Source organism: Microbacterium luticocti DSM 19459, assembly GCF_000422405.1.
In the GTDB taxonomy this organism is placed as follows: domain Bacteria; phylum Actinomycetota; class Actinomycetes; order Actinomycetales; family Microbacteriaceae; genus Microbacterium; species Microbacterium luticocti.
This window is the reverse complement of sequence record NZ_AULS01000003.1, coordinates 133,238-148,191: the sequence shown is the minus strand read 5'-3', so window position 1 is coordinate 148,191 and position 14,954 is coordinate 133,238. Positions and strand designations below refer to the sequence as shown.

At 71.0% G+C, this 14,954-nt stretch carries 13 protein-coding genes; 9 read left to right on the top strand and 4 right to left on the bottom strand.

The annotated features are described in order from the left end of the window. Positions 1-41 precede the first annotated feature (41 nt). The gene (locus tag H577_RS17910; RefSeq protein ID WP_245570340.1) at positions 42-2,525 is read left to right on the top strand and encodes a MinD/ParA family ATP-binding protein; all 2,484 of its coding nucleotides are present in this window, start codon (positions 42-44) and stop codon (positions 2,523-2,525) included. Further along, positions 2,525-3,016 (top strand): peptide deformylase, encoded by a 492-nt coding sequence (gene def / locus H577_RS0105720; RefSeq protein WP_029145145.1) that lies wholly within the window; start codon positions 2,525-2,527, stop codon positions 3,014-3,016. The genes H577_RS17910 and def overlap by 1 nt, the downstream gene beginning before the upstream one ends. Before the next feature lie 6 nt (positions 3,017-3,022). Here def and H577_RS0105715 read toward each other — a convergent pair whose 3' ends face one another. After that, positions 3,023-4,855 carry an AMP-dependent synthetase/ligase gene (locus tag H577_RS0105715; protein WP_029145144.1) on the bottom strand — a complete coding sequence of 611 codons (1,833 nt, stop codon included), beginning with the start codon at positions 4,853-4,855 and terminating at the stop codon, positions 3,023-3,025. Between the two features lie 193 nt (positions 4,856-5,048). On the opposite strand from H577_RS0105715, the gene H577_RS15270 reads away from it, so the two are divergent. Together H577_RS15270 and H577_RS0105705 are read left to right on the top strand one after the other, a co-directional pair. Beyond that, positions 5,049-5,741, top strand: coding sequence for a lysophospholipid acyltransferase family protein (locus H577_RS15270; RefSeq protein WP_036283950.1), 693 nt, complete (start codon positions 5,049-5,051; stop codon positions 5,739-5,741). A gap of 26 nt (positions 5,742-5,767) precedes the next feature. Next, positions 5,768-7,105: a class II 3-deoxy-7-phosphoheptulonate synthase gene (locus tag H577_RS0105705; RefSeq protein ID WP_029145143.1), complete on the top strand. Its 1,338-nt coding sequence runs from the start codon at positions 5,768-5,770 to the stop codon at positions 7,103-7,105. 183 nt (positions 7,106-7,288) lie between these two features. On the opposite strand, the gene pknB is transcribed toward H577_RS0105705, so the two are convergent. Then, positions 7,289-9,262, bottom strand: a complete 1,974-nt coding sequence (gene pknB / locus H577_RS0105700) for a Stk1 family PASTA domain-containing Ser/Thr kinase (protein WP_029145142.1) — start codon at positions 9,260-9,262, stop codon at positions 7,289-7,291. 59 nt (positions 9,263-9,321) lie between these two features. Continuing rightward, positions 9,322-10,626, bottom strand: a complete 1,305-nt coding sequence (locus H577_RS0105695) for a LysM peptidoglycan-binding domain-containing protein (protein WP_051191807.1) — start codon at positions 10,624-10,626, stop codon at positions 9,322-9,324. A 192-nt stretch (positions 10,627-10,818) separates the two neighbouring features. Here H577_RS0105695 and H577_RS0105690 point away from each other — a divergent pair, with 192 nt between their 5' ends. Further along, positions 10,819-11,172 (top strand): Rv2175c family DNA-binding protein, encoded by a 354-nt coding sequence (locus tag H577_RS0105690; protein WP_029145140.1) that lies wholly within the window; start codon positions 10,819-10,821, stop codon positions 11,170-11,172. Between the two features lie 11 nt (positions 11,173-11,183). Here H577_RS0105690 and H577_RS0105685 read toward each other — a convergent pair whose 3' ends face one another. Beyond that, positions 11,184-12,278: a polyprenyl synthetase family protein gene (locus H577_RS0105685; protein ID WP_051191794.1), complete on the bottom strand. Its 1,095-nt coding sequence runs from the start codon at positions 12,276-12,278 to the stop codon at positions 11,184-11,186. Positions 12,279-12,342: 64 nt separating this feature from the next. On the opposite strand from H577_RS0105685, the gene H577_RS0105680 reads away from it, so the two are divergent. From H577_RS0105680 to ftsL, 4 genes are all read left to right on the top strand, one after another. Further along, the gene (locus H577_RS0105680; RefSeq protein WP_029145138.1) at positions 12,343-12,705 is read left to right on the top strand and encodes a DUF3040 domain-containing protein; all 363 of its coding nucleotides are present in this window, start codon (positions 12,343-12,345) and stop codon (positions 12,703-12,705) included. A 174-nt stretch (positions 12,706-12,879) separates the two neighbouring features. Continuing rightward, positions 12,880-13,311 (top strand): division/cell wall cluster transcriptional repressor MraZ, encoded by a 432-nt coding sequence (mraZ, locus tag H577_RS0105675; protein ID WP_029145137.1) that lies wholly within the window; start codon positions 12,880-12,882, stop codon positions 13,309-13,311. 104 nt (positions 13,312-13,415) lie between these two features. After that, a complete protein-coding gene (gene rsmH, locus H577_RS0105670) occupies positions 13,416-14,384 on the top strand; it encodes a 16S rRNA (cytosine(1402)-N(4))-methyltransferase RsmH (protein WP_029145136.1) in 969 nt (322 codons plus the stop codon). Further along, positions 14,381-14,950 (top strand): cell division protein FtsL, encoded by a 570-nt coding sequence (gene ftsL, locus H577_RS0105665; protein ID WP_029145135.1) that lies wholly within the window; start codon positions 14,381-14,383, stop codon positions 14,948-14,950. The genes rsmH and ftsL overlap by 4 nt, the downstream gene beginning before the upstream one ends. Positions 14,951-14,954 lie beyond the last annotated feature (4 nt).

Sequence of the window (14,954 nt, the reverse complement as noted above, 5' to 3'; positions counted from 1 at the left end):
ACGGGTTTGCCCGACCCGCACCAGTCCTGGAGAGTCCCGACGTGAGTCCCGATCAGCCCGATCATCATCCCGAGGACGCCGACGAGTTCGGCGTCCTGCCCGATGTACCCATGCCCGATACCGCCGTCCTCGGCATCCTCGGCGCCGCCACCGCACAGGTGAGCGTGTCGTTGTCGCTGCCCGTCGACGATGACGAGCTGAGCGATGACGATGTCGTCGGTGACGAGGTCGACTTCCGCCTCGACGACGACCTCGAGGTGATCGAGGCCGAGCACGTCGACGAGGTCGAGTCGCGTGAGACGGCGACGGATGCCACAGCCGGCGCGATCGCGTCCGCCGATGAGCGATCCACCTGGGAGGACGCCGTCGTCGTCGACGATGCGGCCGCCGATGCGCCCGCCGACGAGGGCGAGACGACGATCGCCATCGTCACCGGCGAGGTCGAATCGATCGGTGATTCCGGCGGCGAGCCGGGCACCGAGGTCGACGAGCTGGTCGACGCGGAGGAGCCGGTGGACGCTGACGAGGTGCCGGTCAGTGCCGCCGACGCCGACGCGGACGAGCCGGTCGACGACGACGGGCCGGTCGACGACGAGGCCGATGCGTTCGCACGGATCGACGCCGCCGCGGATGAGCCGGTCGATGCTGACGAAGCCGACGGGTTCGCGCGGATCGACGCCGCCGCTGACGAGCCGGTTGATGCTGACGAAGCCGACGCGTTCGCACGGATCGACGCCGCTGCGGATGAGCCGGTCGACGCTGTCGACGACGAGTTCGCCGGGTCCGCCGAGGCGGCGGGTGATGAGCCGGTGGGCCAGCCCGACGACGAGCCGGTCGTGGCTGACGAGCCGGGCGACGCTGAACGGCCGGTCGGCGCTGACGGGCCGGTCGACGCTGACGAGCCGGTCGGTGCCGCTGGCGCCGACGAGTTCGCGCGGATCGATGCCGCCGCGGACGAGCCGGTCAGTGCCGCCGGCGCCGACGCGTTCGCGCGGATCGATGCCGCCGTGGATGAGTCGGTCGACGCTGTCGACGCTGTCGACGGCGCCGAGTTCGCCGGGTCCGCCGAGGTGGCGGGCGATGAGCCGGTGGTCGAGCCCGACGTCGCTGTGGACGCCGACGACGAGCCCGCCGTGGCCGCGCAGGCGTCCGGGGATGAGCCGGAGGGCGATGTCGGCGACGAAGTAGAGGTCGACCTCATTCAGACCGAGCCCGCCGCTCGCATCCTGCCCGACGACGCGCCCGAACACGACGCGGCGATCGGCGGGCTTTCCGAGGCTTCGGCCGGCACCGTGCCCGGCGATACGGTCGCTGCCGGGCCGGAGCTGCTCGCCCCGGTCCGGCTTCCCATACGGTCGCAGGCTTCGGCCCACGCCGAGCCGGGCCCTGCCTCGCAGCCTGCGGAGGCAGCCGCCGTCGTGGCCGCGTCGATCGCGGGCGACACGTCCGATTCCACCGTGGAGGAGGCATCCATGGACCCCACACCAGACGCGCACCGGCGCGACGTCGAACGCGTGCGGCGCCACACGCCCGAGGTCTCGCTGACCTCGAAGCGCATCGGCGAGTTCGAGGCCGACAAAGAGACGTCCGACCTGCTCACCCCCGACCGGCTGCTCGAACACGGCCGCATCGGCCGCGGCGAGCCGGAGGGCGCGTGGCAGCACTTCGTGTACTCGATCTCGGGCGGGCGCATCAACCTCGGCGACGGCAAGCGCGCCCGGGCCCGCAAGCAGCTGACCGGTCGCATCGCGGCGCCGCTGTCGGGCGGCGCGCGGTTCGTGCCGGTGCTCTCGCGCAAGGGCGGGGTCGGCAAGACCACCGTCACCACCCTGCTCGGCATGGCCCTGGCCGACGCGCGCGACGACCGGGTCATCGCGATCGACGCGAACCCCGACCGCGGCACGCTCGCCGAGCGGATCGCCAAGCCCAGCGGCCGCACCGTGCGCGACCTGGTGCGGATGAAGGGCGAGGTCAACGGGTACAACGACGTGTCGACCGTGGTCGCCCGCGACGAGACCCGGCTGGACGTGCTCGCCTCGGACGCCGACCCGCACGTGTCCGAGGCGTTCAGCGACGCCGACTACGAGGATGTCGCGGCGTTGGCCGCGCACTACTACTCCATCGTGCTCACCGACACCGGCACCGGCATCGTGCACTCGGTGATGGGCTCGACCCTGGGCCTGGCCGACCAGCTGGTGATCGTGTCGGGCCTGAGCATCGACGAGGCGCGCCTGGCATCCGAGACCCTCACCTGGCTGGAATCGAACGGTTACGCCGCCGGGGTGCGCTCGGCCGTCGTGGTGCTCAACAACGCCCGACCGGGTGCCCCGCTGGTGCGCGAGGACGAACTGGAGGCGCACTTCGCCACCCGCGTGCGCGCCGTGGTGCGCATGCCGTACGACCCGCTCATCGCGACCGGCAGCGCCATCACCTTCCGAGACCTGCAGCCGGCCACGCGGCAGGCGGCGCGCGAACTGGCGGCGACGGTCGTGGAGGGCCTGCGGTCCCTGGCGGCGGCGGCCTGATGACCGTCCGGCAGATCCGCCTGTTCGGCGACCCCGTGCTGCGCAGCCCGTGCGCACCGATCGACCAGATCGACGACGGCGTGCGCGCTCTGGTGCGCGACCTGGTCGAGACCGTGGAACTGCCCGGTCGCGCCGGCGTCGCGGCGCCGCAGATCGGCGTCGGCCTGCGGGCGTTCAGCTACAACGTCGACGGGCGCATCGGCTATGTGCTCAACCCCGTGCTCGTCGACGTGTCGGGCGAGCCCGAGCTCATCGGCGAGGGATGCCTGTCGGTGCCGGGCCTGTGGCACGAGGTGCTGCGGCACCCGCACGCCACGGTCACCGGCATCGACCTCGACGGTGACGAGGTCACGCTCACCGGCGACGGCGTGCTCGCCCAGGCGCTGCAGCACGAGACCGACCACCTCGACGGCACCCTCTACATCGACCGGCTCGACCCGGCCACACGCCGCATCGCGATGCGCGAGATCCGCGAATCCGGTTGGTTCTGACCCGCGCTACGACAGCGAGGTGTTGGTGGTGGACACCGGCACGTTGTAGATCTCGTCGATCGCGTCGGCGAAGTCCTCGAGGATCACGTGGCGCTTGATGCTCAGCTTCGGGGTCAGGTGCCCGGATGCCTCGGTCCACTCGGTCGGCAGGATCGTGAACTTACGGATCGACTCGGCGCGCGAGACCAGCGCGTTGGCCTCGTCGACCGCCCGCTGCACCTCGGCCTGCACCTGCGGGTGCGCTGCGGCCTGCTCGAGGGTGAGGTCCGCGGGCAGGTTGTTGTTGGCCAGCCAGGTCGGCAGCATCTCGGAGTCCAACGTGATCAGCGCCGCGATGAACGGACGTTTCTCACCCACCACCACCACCTGACCGACCACCGGGTTGGCGCGGATCGGGTCTTCGAGCACCGCCGGGGCGACGTTCTTGCCGCCCGCGGTGACGATGATCTCCTTCTTGCGGCCGGTGATCGTGAGGAACCCGTCCGCGTCGAACGAGCCGATGTCGCCGGTGCGGAACCACCCGTCCTCGAACGCGGCCGCGGTGGCCTCGGGGTTGCGCCAGTACTCCTTGAACACGTCGATGCCGCGCACCTGCACCTCGCCGTCGTCGGCCAGCCGCACCGACACGCCCGGCAGTGCGGGGCCGACGGTGCCGATCTTGGTCTTGTCGGGCAGGTTCACCGTCGCCGGAGCCGTGGTCTCGGTCAGGCCGTAGCCTTCGAGCACGGTCACGCCCAGGCTCGCGAAGAAGTGCCCGAGTCGCTCGCCCAGCGGAGCCGACCCCGAGATCGCGTACACCACGCGGCCGCCCATCGCCTCGCGCAGCTTGCCGTAGACCAGCTTGTCGAACAGGCGGAACTTCACACCGAGCAGGAACGGGATCTTCTCGCCGGCCTGACGCCGCCGCGAGTGCTCGACCGCGGCGCGCGCCGCGGCGCGGAAGATCTTGCCCTTGCCGCCGGACTCGGCCTTCTGCTCGGCCGAGTTGTACACCTTCTCGAACACCCGTGGCACCGCGAGCAGGAAGGTCGGCCGGAACGAGCCGAGCGCGGGCAGCAGCTGCTTGGTGTCGGGCTGGTGACCGGTCTTCACCCCGGCGTGCACGTCGAGGATCGAGATGAACCGGGCGAACACGTGTGCGGTGGTGATGAACAGCAGCGTGGATGCCCCGGGGGTCTCGACCACCTCGTGCAGCGCGCGAGCCGAGTTGCGGGCCAGCTCGACGAAGTTGCTGTGCGTGAGCACGCATCCCTTCGGACGCCCCGTGGTGCCGGCGGTGTAGATCAGGGTGGCGATGTCGTCGCCGTTCGCCAGGCTGCGGCGCCGTTCGATCTCGGCGTCGTCCACCGACGCGCCCTGCGCGCGCAGCGCGTCCAGTGCGCCGGCGTGCATGTGCCACGTCGTGCGGATCAGCGGCAGCTCGGGCTGCGCCTGGGCGAGCCGCTCGGAATGCTCGGGCAGTTCGGCGATGCACGCGATCGCGCCCGAGTCCGACAGGTTCCACTGGATCTGCGCGGCCGAGCTGGTCTCGTAGATCGGCACCATCACCGCGCCCGCGTAGAACAATGCGAAGTCCACGAGCGTCCACTCGTAGGTGGTGCGGGCGATGAACCCCACCTTGTCGCCGGGCTCGATGCCGCCGGCGACCAGGCCCTTGGCGACGGCGATCACGTCGTCGCGGAACGCGGTGGCCGTGACATCCCGCCAGCCGTCGCCGTCGGGCACCGCGAACAGGGCGATCTGGGGTGTCGCCTTCACCCGCTCTTCGAGCAGGTCGGCGATGTTCGCCTTCGGGTCGGCTGTCACGATCGCGGGGGCGTCAAACTGGACGGGGGACATGTCCGGCATCTCCTTCGGTACCGTTCGGGCGGTGCGCTTGCTGCGAGTCTAGCCCGTGCCGGCGCTCCAACGCCCTGGGATTGAGTCTCACCGTAGGCGAGACGCGATCTCGCACCCGGTCGGTCGGGCGAGGGATGCCACCGGGCTCCGCACGCATCGTCGGTAGACTTTGGCACCGGAAGGAGGGTGGGCGATGTTCTACTGGCTGATGAAGTACGTCGTGATCGGGCCCGTGCTGAAGGCGATCTTCCGGCCGTGGATCGTCGGCCGGCGCAACGTGCCCGCCTCGGGCGCGGCCATCCTCGCCAGCAACCACCTCTCGTTCGCCGACTCGATCTTCCTGCCGCTGCTGGTCGACCGCCCGGTCGCGTTCCTCGCCAAGAGCGACTACTTCACCGGTCGGGGCATCACCGGCTGGGCGACCCGCATGTTCATGAAGGCCACCGGCCAACTGCCCATCGACCGTTCCGGAGGCAAGGCCTCCGAGGCATCCCTCAACACCGGCCTGCAGGTGCTCGGCCGCGGCGAACTGCTGGGCATCTACCCCGAGGGCACGCGCAGCCCCGACGGGCGGCTCTATCGCGGCCGCACCGGCATCGCACGGATGGCGCTGGAGGCGAAGGTGCCGGTGGTGCCGGTGGTGATGGTCGACACCGACACGATGATGCCGATCGGGCGACGGATGCCGCGCATCGTGCGCGTGGGGGTCGTGATCGGCGAGCCGTTGGACTTCTCGCGCTACGCCGGAATGGAGAACGACCGGTACATCCTGCGCTCGGTCGTCGACGAGATCATGGTCGCCCTGCAGCGGCTCGGTCAGCAGCGCTACGACGACGTGTACGCGTCCACCGTCAAGGATCGGCTGCCGTCATCTGCGAAGGGGTGAGAAAGGCCGGCCGGTAGACTGAACGGATGCTGCAGCAGCTCGACGCCCTCGACCACTGGCGGACTCTCCCCATCAAGCAGCAGCCGCAGTGGGACGACGCCGAAGCGGTGGCCGCGGCATCCGCCGAGATCGCCTCGATGCCGCCGCTGGTGTTCGCCGGCGAGGTCGACCAGTTGCGCACCAAGCTCGGCCGCGCCGCCGCTGGCAAGGCGTTCCTGCTGCAGGGCGGGGACTGCGCCGAGACCTTCGCGGGGGCGACCGCCGACAAGATCCGCAACCGCATCAAGACGGTGCTGCAGATGGCCGTCGTGCTCACCTATGGCGCCTCGCTGCCGGTGATCAAGATGGGGCGCATGGCGGGGCAGTTCGCCAAGCCGCGCTCGAGCGATTCCGAGACGCGGGGCGATGTGACGCTGCCGGCGTACCGCGGCGACATCGTCAACGGCTACGACTTCACCGATTTCTCGCGCCGGCCCGACCCGCAGCGGCTGCTGCGCGGGTACCACACCGCCTCGGCCACGCTGAACCTGATCCGCGCGTTCACGCAGGGTGGCTTCGCCGACCTGCGTGAGGTGCACAGCTGGAACCAGGGCTTCGCGAAGAACCCGGCCAACCAGCGGTACGAGCGCCTGGCGAGCGAGATCGACCGGGCCATCAAGTTCATGGAGGCCGCCGGTGCCGACTTCGACGAGCTGCGGCGCGTCGAGTTCTACACCGGGCACGAGGGCCTGCTGATGGACTACGAGCGACCGATGACCCGCATCGACTCGCGCACCGACACCCCGTACAACACGTCGGCACACTTCCTGTGGATCGGGGAGCGCACCCGCGACCTCGACGGGGCGCACGTGGACTACTTCTCGAAGATCCGCAACCCGATCGGGGTCAAGCTCGGCCCGACGACCTCGCCCGAGACCGCGCTGGCGCTGATCGACAAGCTCGACCCCGAGCGCGAGCCCGGCCGGCTCACGTTCATCACCCGGATGGGTGCGGGGCGCATCCGCGACGCACTGCCGCCGCTGCTTGAGGCGGTGAAGGATGCCGGGGCCACGCCGCTGTGGGTCACCGACCCCATGCACGGCAACGGCATCACCACGCCCACCGGGTACAAGACGCGCCGGTTCGACGACGTCGTCGACGAGGTGCGCGGATTCTTCGATGCGCACCGGCAGGTCGGCACGTTCCCCGGTGGCATCCATGTGGAGCTCACCGGCGACGACGTCACCGAGTGCCTGGGCGGCTCCGAGCACATCGACGAAGAGACCCTCGCCACCCGGTACGAGTCGTTGTGCGACCCACGGTTGAACCACATGCAGAGCCTGGAACTGGCGTTCCTGGTCGCCGAGGAGCTCGAGAAGCGCTGACGCGCCCGCCGCGGCATCCGGTGTGCATGGCCGCGGCGCCGGTTTGGGGCGGATTCGTGCGCGAACACCCGCACAGATCCGCCCCGAACGCACAAGTCCGCCCCGAACCGGGTGGGGTCCGCCGAACCGGGTGGGGTCCGCCCCGAACCCGGTGGGGTCCGCCCCAAACCGGGCGGGGTCCGCTCAGAACGGGACGGTGAGCGTCATCGTCAGGTGGATGACCGAGCCGTGCGTGCACATCAGCGAGCCATCGCCCGAACAGGTCGCGCTGCCGCTGAGCGGCGTGCTCGCGGTGACCTTGGTGGCCGAGTCGGCGATGGCGTTCCACGCGGGGTTGTAGTCGACCCCGAATCCCGCCTTCTTCAGCGCGTCGACGGCCTGGTCGCGGGTCAGATCGAGCACCGAGGGCACCGCGAACAGCTGCGGCCCCTTCGACACCACCAGCGTGACGGTGTCGCCCGGCCGCCAGTCACCGCCGCCGCTGCGATCCTTCATGCCGATCACCGAGCCCTGTGCCACCGAGTCGCTGAACTCCTGCGTGCTCTTGACCTTCAGCCCGATGTCGGTCAGTGCGGCGGTGGCATCCGCCAGCGGCTTGCCGACGACGTCGGGCACCGGACCGTTCGACACCGACAGCGTGGCCGTGCCGCCCTCGTACACGGTGCAGCCGCTCGCGCAGTCGACCTTCTTGTCGCTGCCGGCGGCGGTGAAGGATGCCGCGATGACGGTGCCGTCCTCGGCCTTGGTGAAGAACACCTGGGGGTCACCGACGCTGACCTTCGCCCGCTCCAGCTCGGCGCGCGCCTGCTGCTCGGTCATGCCGACCAACGCCGGCAGATCGTGGGGCGCCGGACCCTGCGAGACCACGACCTGCACGCGCGAGTCCTTCTCGACCCGTGCCCCCGCCGCCGGATCGGTCGAGATCACCTTTCCCGCCGCCACCTCGAGGCTGTACGCCTGCTTCTTCACGGCGACGAGGGTCTGTGCCTTCAGCGCCTGCTGCGCCACCTCGTAGGTCTGCCCGGTCACCTGCGGCACCGCGACCAGCGACCCGGGCCCCGAGCCGAACCACCAGCCCGTCGCCCCGGCCAGCGCGGCCAGCACGACGACCAGCACCAGCAGCCAGGCGCCCTTGGCCTGCCGGGCGCGGGTGCGCCGACGCAGGCGGGTGGCGTTGTCGTCGTCCTCGGCGGCCGGGGCGGTGGATGCCACGACCCCCGCCGGCAGCACTTTGGTGACCTCGTCCGAGTCCAGGCGGTCGGTGGTGACCGTGCCCGAGACGTTCAGGCTGCGCTGCACCTGCGGGGCGATTCCCAGCTGCTGCTCGATCTCGCGCAGCCGGCGCAGCATCTCGTCGGCGTCGGCGGGCCGCTCGTCGGGCACCTTCTCGGTCGCCCACAGCACGAGTTCGTCCAACTGTTCGGGCACGCCCGGGTTGCGCACGCTCGGGCGCGGCACCGAATCGGTGGCGTGCTGGAACGCGATCTGCATGGGCTGCTCGCCCTTGTACGGCTGCTCGCCGGTGAGCATCTCGTAGAGCATGATGCCCAGCGCGTAGATGTCGCTGCGGGCATCCGCCGTGCCGCGCGTGACCAGTTCGGGTGCGAGGTAGGCGATGGTGCCCATCAGCAGCTGGCCGCTCGCGGTGTTCGCGGTGGTGGCCCGCGCCAGGCCGAAGTCGCCGATCTTGATGCGACCGTCCTCGGCCAACAGCACGTTCTCGGGCTTCACGTCCCGGTGCACGATGCCGGCACGATGGGCCGCGGCCAGCCCCGACAGCACGGCATCCATGATCGTCACGGTCTGCGGCACGGTCAGCCGCTTCTGTTCGCGCAGCAGCTCGCGCAGCGTGATGCCGGGCAGGTATTCCATGACCAGGTAGGCCATCTCGCCTTCCTGGCCCTGGTCGAACACGTTCACCACGTGCGGATCGGCCAGCCGTGCGGCTGCACGTGCCTCTTGGATGAACCGGCTCTGGAACACGGCGTCGTCGCTGAGGTGGCTGTGCATCACCTTCAACGCCACGCGGCGCTCCAGGCGCAGGTCGGTGGCCACGTACACGGTCGCCATGCCGCCGCGCGCGATGCGCGCGCGCACCCGGTATCGGCCGTCGACCAGACGTCCGATCAGCGGGTCGGCCTGCTGACTCGTGCTCACCCTGGAAGTCTACGGAGAAGCGGGGCGAAGCCCGGGCAGCGGCTCACCCCCGCCGCCGCTCAGCCGATCGCGGCCAGCCACGCGTACGCGGGCTTCTCCCACTGGGCGTACAGGCTCGGGTAGGCCGAGATCTGCACCGCCTGTGCCGCATCGGCGAAGCCCATCGACTGCCACCCGGGGACATCGAGCAGCCCGCGGGTGCGGGTGCCGTTGGGGTCGGACGGCCCGCCGAAGAACACCCGGATGGACCGTTCGGCGTCGCGCACCTGCGCCGCGGTGCCCCACCCGGTGCTCGGGCGCTGCTGGAACAGCCCCAGCGAGTCGCGGTCGCCGTAGTCGAGGTTGCGCAGTCCGGACTCCTGCATCGCGGTGCCCAGCGCGATCGCGATGCCCCGATCGGGAACACCCAGCGCCCGACCCACCCGCACGATCAGCCGCGCGTTGGCGGCCTGCTCGGTGGTCAGGCCCGGCACGCCGCTGGTCGGGATGGTGATGCGCTGGCCCGGATAGATGATCGAGCTCCAGTCCATCTTGTTCGCGGCCAGCAGGGCGGTCACGCTCACGCCGTGGCGCGACGCGATCGCCGACATGGTGTCGCCGGCGCGCACCGTGTAGGCGTCGCCGGGTGAGACGGTTCCGGATGCCGCGGGCGCCGGCGCGGGCTTCGGAGCAGGCGCGGCGGCGGGAGCCGGCGCAGGCTTCGGGGCCGGCTTGGCGGCGGCGGTGCCGGGGATGACCAGCTTCTGCCCCGGATAGATGATCGACGACCAGCGCAGGCCGTTGGCGTTCAGCACCGCCTGCGTCGACTGGCCGTACCGCCGGGCGATGGCACTGACGGTGTCACCGCGGCGCACCGTGTACGTCGCCCGTGCGGTGCTGGGGGCCTTCGCCTTCGCCGGCGCGGGCTTGGCCTTCGCCTTCGGTGCGGCCCTGGCGGGAGCCGGCGCCGCGGCGGGCTTCGCGCTCGCGCCCGCCGGCGGCCGCAGCCGCAGCACCTGGCCGGGGTAGATGATCGTCGACCATCCCAGGCCGTTCCAGCCGAGCACGTCGGCGGTGCGCAGCCCGTAGCGCGCGGCGATCGCGCTGACCGTGTCGCCGCGCACGATGCGATATGTCGCGGGGGCGCGTCGCGCCGCGGGTAGGGCGGCGTGAGCGAGGGCGCCGGCGTGGGCGGCGGCATCGTGCACGACCGAGGAGGCCGCCAGCGCGGCCGACAGCTGCGCCACCGTCAGCGGTCCGGTCGCGGCGGCGTCGTGCGCGCGGTGCGGCACGTGTCCGCCCAGGTCTGCAGGAGCGGGTTCGGCGGCGTGCGCCGGCGCGGCGCTCAGCGACAGCGCCAGCGAGCCGGCGATGGCAGCGGGCAGCGCCGCGGTGGCGCGGCGGATGGACGGGTGCGGTTTCGGCACGAGCTTCCCCCCTCGGTGACCATCACACCGTGTCACGGATGGGTATTCGTGTCAACTGGTGATATAGGAGCGACGCATGTGAAAACTGTGAGAGAAGTATGCTCCTCGCGACCCGCCCGTCCCCGGCGGCAGTCGTGAGATAGTGGCCTGGTGACCGGTGAGAACACAGCACCCGCTCCGATCGAATGGCTGACCCTTCCCGAGCTCGCCGATCTGCTCGGCGAGACCGTCTCGCGCGTGCGCCGCATGCTCGACGACCGCCAGTTCGTGGCATCCCGCCGCGACGGCGGCGTGCTCAAGGTGCCCGCCGCGTTCGTGCTCGATGATCGCCCGCTGTCGTCGCTGCGTGGCACGCTGTTCGTGCTGCACGACGCCGGGTTCAGCGACGACGAGGCGATCGACTGGCTGTTCGCGCCCGAGGACACGATCGGCATGACCCCGCTTGACGCCCTGCGCGCGGGGCGCAAGAGCGAGGTGCGCCGGGTCGCACAGACCCTCGCCTGACAGCCCTGGGCTCAGGCCGCGCGCACCGCGGCGGCCCGGGCCAGATCGCGCAGTCGCCCCACGGCGGCGTTGCCCAGCCGCGCGCCCGACAGCGCCCGGTCACCGGCACGCACATAGTCGTCGATGAGTGCCTCGACCCGGGCGAGGGCCCCGCTGTCGCGGATCGTGTGCTGCAGCGCGGCGATCTGCGCGTCGTCGAGGTCGGGGTCGCCGACCAGCTCGTCGAGCGTGCGCCGGGCGCCGGCCGGCAGCGCCTCGCGCGCGTACGCGATGAGTACGGTGCGTTTGCCCTCGCGCAGGTCGTCGCCGGCGGGCTTGCCGGTCACCCGGGCGTCGCCGAACACGCCGAGCACGTCGTCGCGCAGCTGGAACGCCATGCCCACCGGGTGCCCGAACCCGCTCAGCGCACGGATCTGCGCGTCATCGGCACCGGCCAGGCGAGCACCGATCAGCAGCGGTTGTTCCACGCTGTACCGGGCCGACTTCAGCGATGCCACCCGCAGTGCCCGGCGCGCGTGTTCCGCGTCGGGGGCGACCGCGTGCGCCGACTCCTCGGCCACGTCGAGGAACTGCCCGATCGTGACCTCGCGTCGCATCGCCGCATACTGCGTGCGGGCGGGATGCGCCACCTCGGCCGGGAGGGTACGCAGCCCCTGCTCGAACAGGTCGTCACTGAACGCGACCAGCAGGTCTCCCAGCAACAGCCCGCCCGCACGCCCGAACGCCACGGCATCCCCGCTCCAGCCCGCCTCGCGGTGGGCGGCCTCGATCAGCCGATGCGCGGAACGGCGCCCGCGTCGGGTGTCGGAGTTGTCGATGATGTCGTCGTGCACGAGCGCGGCGGCGTGGAAGACCTCGAGTGCGGCCGCCGCGGTGACCACCTCGGGGCCGGGCTGGGCGCCGGGCACAGCGTGCTCGGCCACGGCCTGCCAGCCGGTCAGACAGAATCGGGCACGCAGGCGCTTTCCGCCCCCGATCGCGTCGGCCGCGGCATCCACCAGCATCGCCGCCTCGGCCCCGAGATCGGCCACCTCGGCCCGCTGCGCCGAGAAGAACTCATCGAGTTGCTGGGAAAGCGCCGCGATCGGTTCGGGGGAGGGTGCCACGGGCCTAGCCTAGTGATCGAAGCCACGAGTAGACTTGTGGGAAGAGCTCACCCGAGGGGGATGCATGCCACTCTCCGAACAAGAGCAGCGCCTGCTCGACGAGATGGAACGCCATCTCATGCACAACGACGCCGACGTCGTCCACGCGTCGCGCGATGGCCGCGCCCTGAGCTACCGCAACCTGGTCTACGGCACCGTGCTGGTCATCCTCGGCCTCGGCGGACTGATCGCCGGCGTCGCCGTCCCGCTCATCGTGGTGGGCGTGATCGGATTCGTCGTCATGCTCGGCGGCGTGATCCTCGCCGTCACGCCCACGCGCACCGCGACGCGGGATGCCTCCACCTCGCCTGCCGCGCCGCGAAAGACGTCGACCTCTTTCATGGACCGCATGAACGACCGCTGGGATCGCCGCCAAGAAGGGCGCTGATCCGCCGCAGCACACCACCGACACCGACCTTCGGGTCGGTGTTTTTTGTGCCCGGAAACAGGCCGGGGGAGCGCGAGTGGGGCGGACCGCGGCGGAATGGTGGTGAAGTGGAGGGTAGTGGAGTAAAGTGGCGGACAACCTCACGGGGGCCGGACGAAGGGGGGTGATGCGGCGATGCTGCTCGGAACACACACTCCGAAGCTCGATGACAAGGGTCGCGTCATCCTGCCCGCCAAGTTCCGCGACGACCTGGGCGCCGGAGTGGTCGTCACCCGCGGCCAGGAGCGCTGCCTGTACGTGTTCGCCGCCGACGAGTTCGAGCGCATCCATGAGCGCATCCGCGAGGCCCCGCTGACCAACAAGCAGGCGCGGGACTTCCTGCGCATGTTCCTCTCGGGCGCCAGCGCCGAAAAGCCCGACAGCCAGAACCGCATCACCATCCCCGTGCCGCTGCGCACCTACGCCGGACTGCAGAAGGAGCTCGTGGTCACCGGCGTCGGCGCACACGCCGAGATCTGGGACGCCGACGCGTGGAACGACTACGTGACCGGCAACGAAGCCACGTACGCCGAGATGGAGCAGGAGGTGATTCCGGGACTGTTCTGATCCCTGACCGTGATGCCCAGCCGCTCACGCCCTGACACACCTTCCCCGGTGCCAGGTCAGAGCGGATGGGGATCAGGGTTCGGGAGCAGGGCCCCGCCTGAGCCATGGACATCCGCGACATCCACACCCCGGTGCTGCTCGAGCGCTGCATCGACCTGCTCACTCCGGCGATGGACCGGCCCGACGCCGTGCTGGTCGACGCCACCCTCGGCATGGGAGGCCACGCCGAAGCGTTCCTCGAGCGCTTCGGATCGCTGCATCTGATCGGCCTGGACCGCGACACCGACGCGCTGCGCATCGCCGGTCGGCGACTGGAACGCTTCGCCGACCGGGTCACCCTGGTGCACACCGTCTATGACGGCATCGCCGACGCGATCGCCGGCACCGGCCGCACGGCGGTGGATGCGATCCTGTTCGATCTGGGTGTCTCGTCGCTGCAGCTGGACGAGGCCGAGCGCGGCTTCGCGTACGCGCAGGACGCCCCGCTGGACATGCGCATGGATCAGACCTCGGGGACCACCGCGGCCGACGTGCTCGCGTCGTACGGCGAAGGCGACCTGCGCCGCATCTTCGAGCGATACGGCGAAGAGAAGCTCGCCGGCCGCTATGCGCGCGCCATCATCGCCGCCCGCGGCCAGGCGCCGATCACCCGCTCGGGCCGGCTGGTGCAGATCATCTCCGACGCCACCCCGGCGGCGGCCGCGCGCACCGGCCACCCGGCCAAACGCGTCTTCCAGGCCCTGCGTATCGAGGTCAACGCCGAACTGGCAGCGCTCGAGCGCGCCGTCCCGGCTGCGCTGTCGCGACTGCGCGTGGGCGGACGCATGGTGGTGCTGTCGTACCAGTCGTTGGAGGACCGCCTGGTCAAGCGCGCGTTCGCGCAGGCGGTGGCATCCACGGCCCCTGCCGGCCTGCCCGTCGAACTGCCCGAGCACGCCCCCCGGTTCCGCGCCCTGGTCAAGGGCGCGGAGCTGGCCGGCGACGCCGAGCGCGCACGCAATCCGCGTGCCACACCGGTGCGCCTGCGCGCGATCGAGCGCGTCCGTCCCGACGCCGCGAAGGAGAACGCATGAGCACCCCGGTCGCGCTGGCCCGCCCCCTGCGGCAGCCGCACGAACAGAGCCCGCGCCGGCTGCGCGCCCTCGACGCCCCCGCGCCGCGCCGCCGGCCGAGGTTGCTGTACGGGCTGAGCGCCGTCGCCGTCGTGCTGGCCATCGTCGGCGCACAGATGGTGTTGTCGGTGATGAGCACGCAGAGCTCCTACGAGCTCGCCCGCCTGTCGAGTCAGCAGCGCGAGCTCACCTGGCAGAAGCAGATCCTGCGCGACGAGGTCACCGGACTCAACTCGCCGCAGTACCTGGCCGCCAACGCCGCTGCGCTGGGCATGGTCGTCGACCAGACGCCCGGCTACCTGCGGCTGAGCGACGGCAAGATCCTCGGCCCCGCCAAGGCCGCCCAGCGTTCGAGCGTCGACCCGCTGCACAGCGGTCCGGTCGCCAACGCGCTCATCGCCGACACCCCGCTCGTGACCGACCCGAAGACCACCATCGACGGCGCAGCCGACACACCCGACACGGCCACCGAATCGGTGACACCCGTGCCGGTGACCGACGGTTTGCCCACGGTGCGCACACACTGAGACC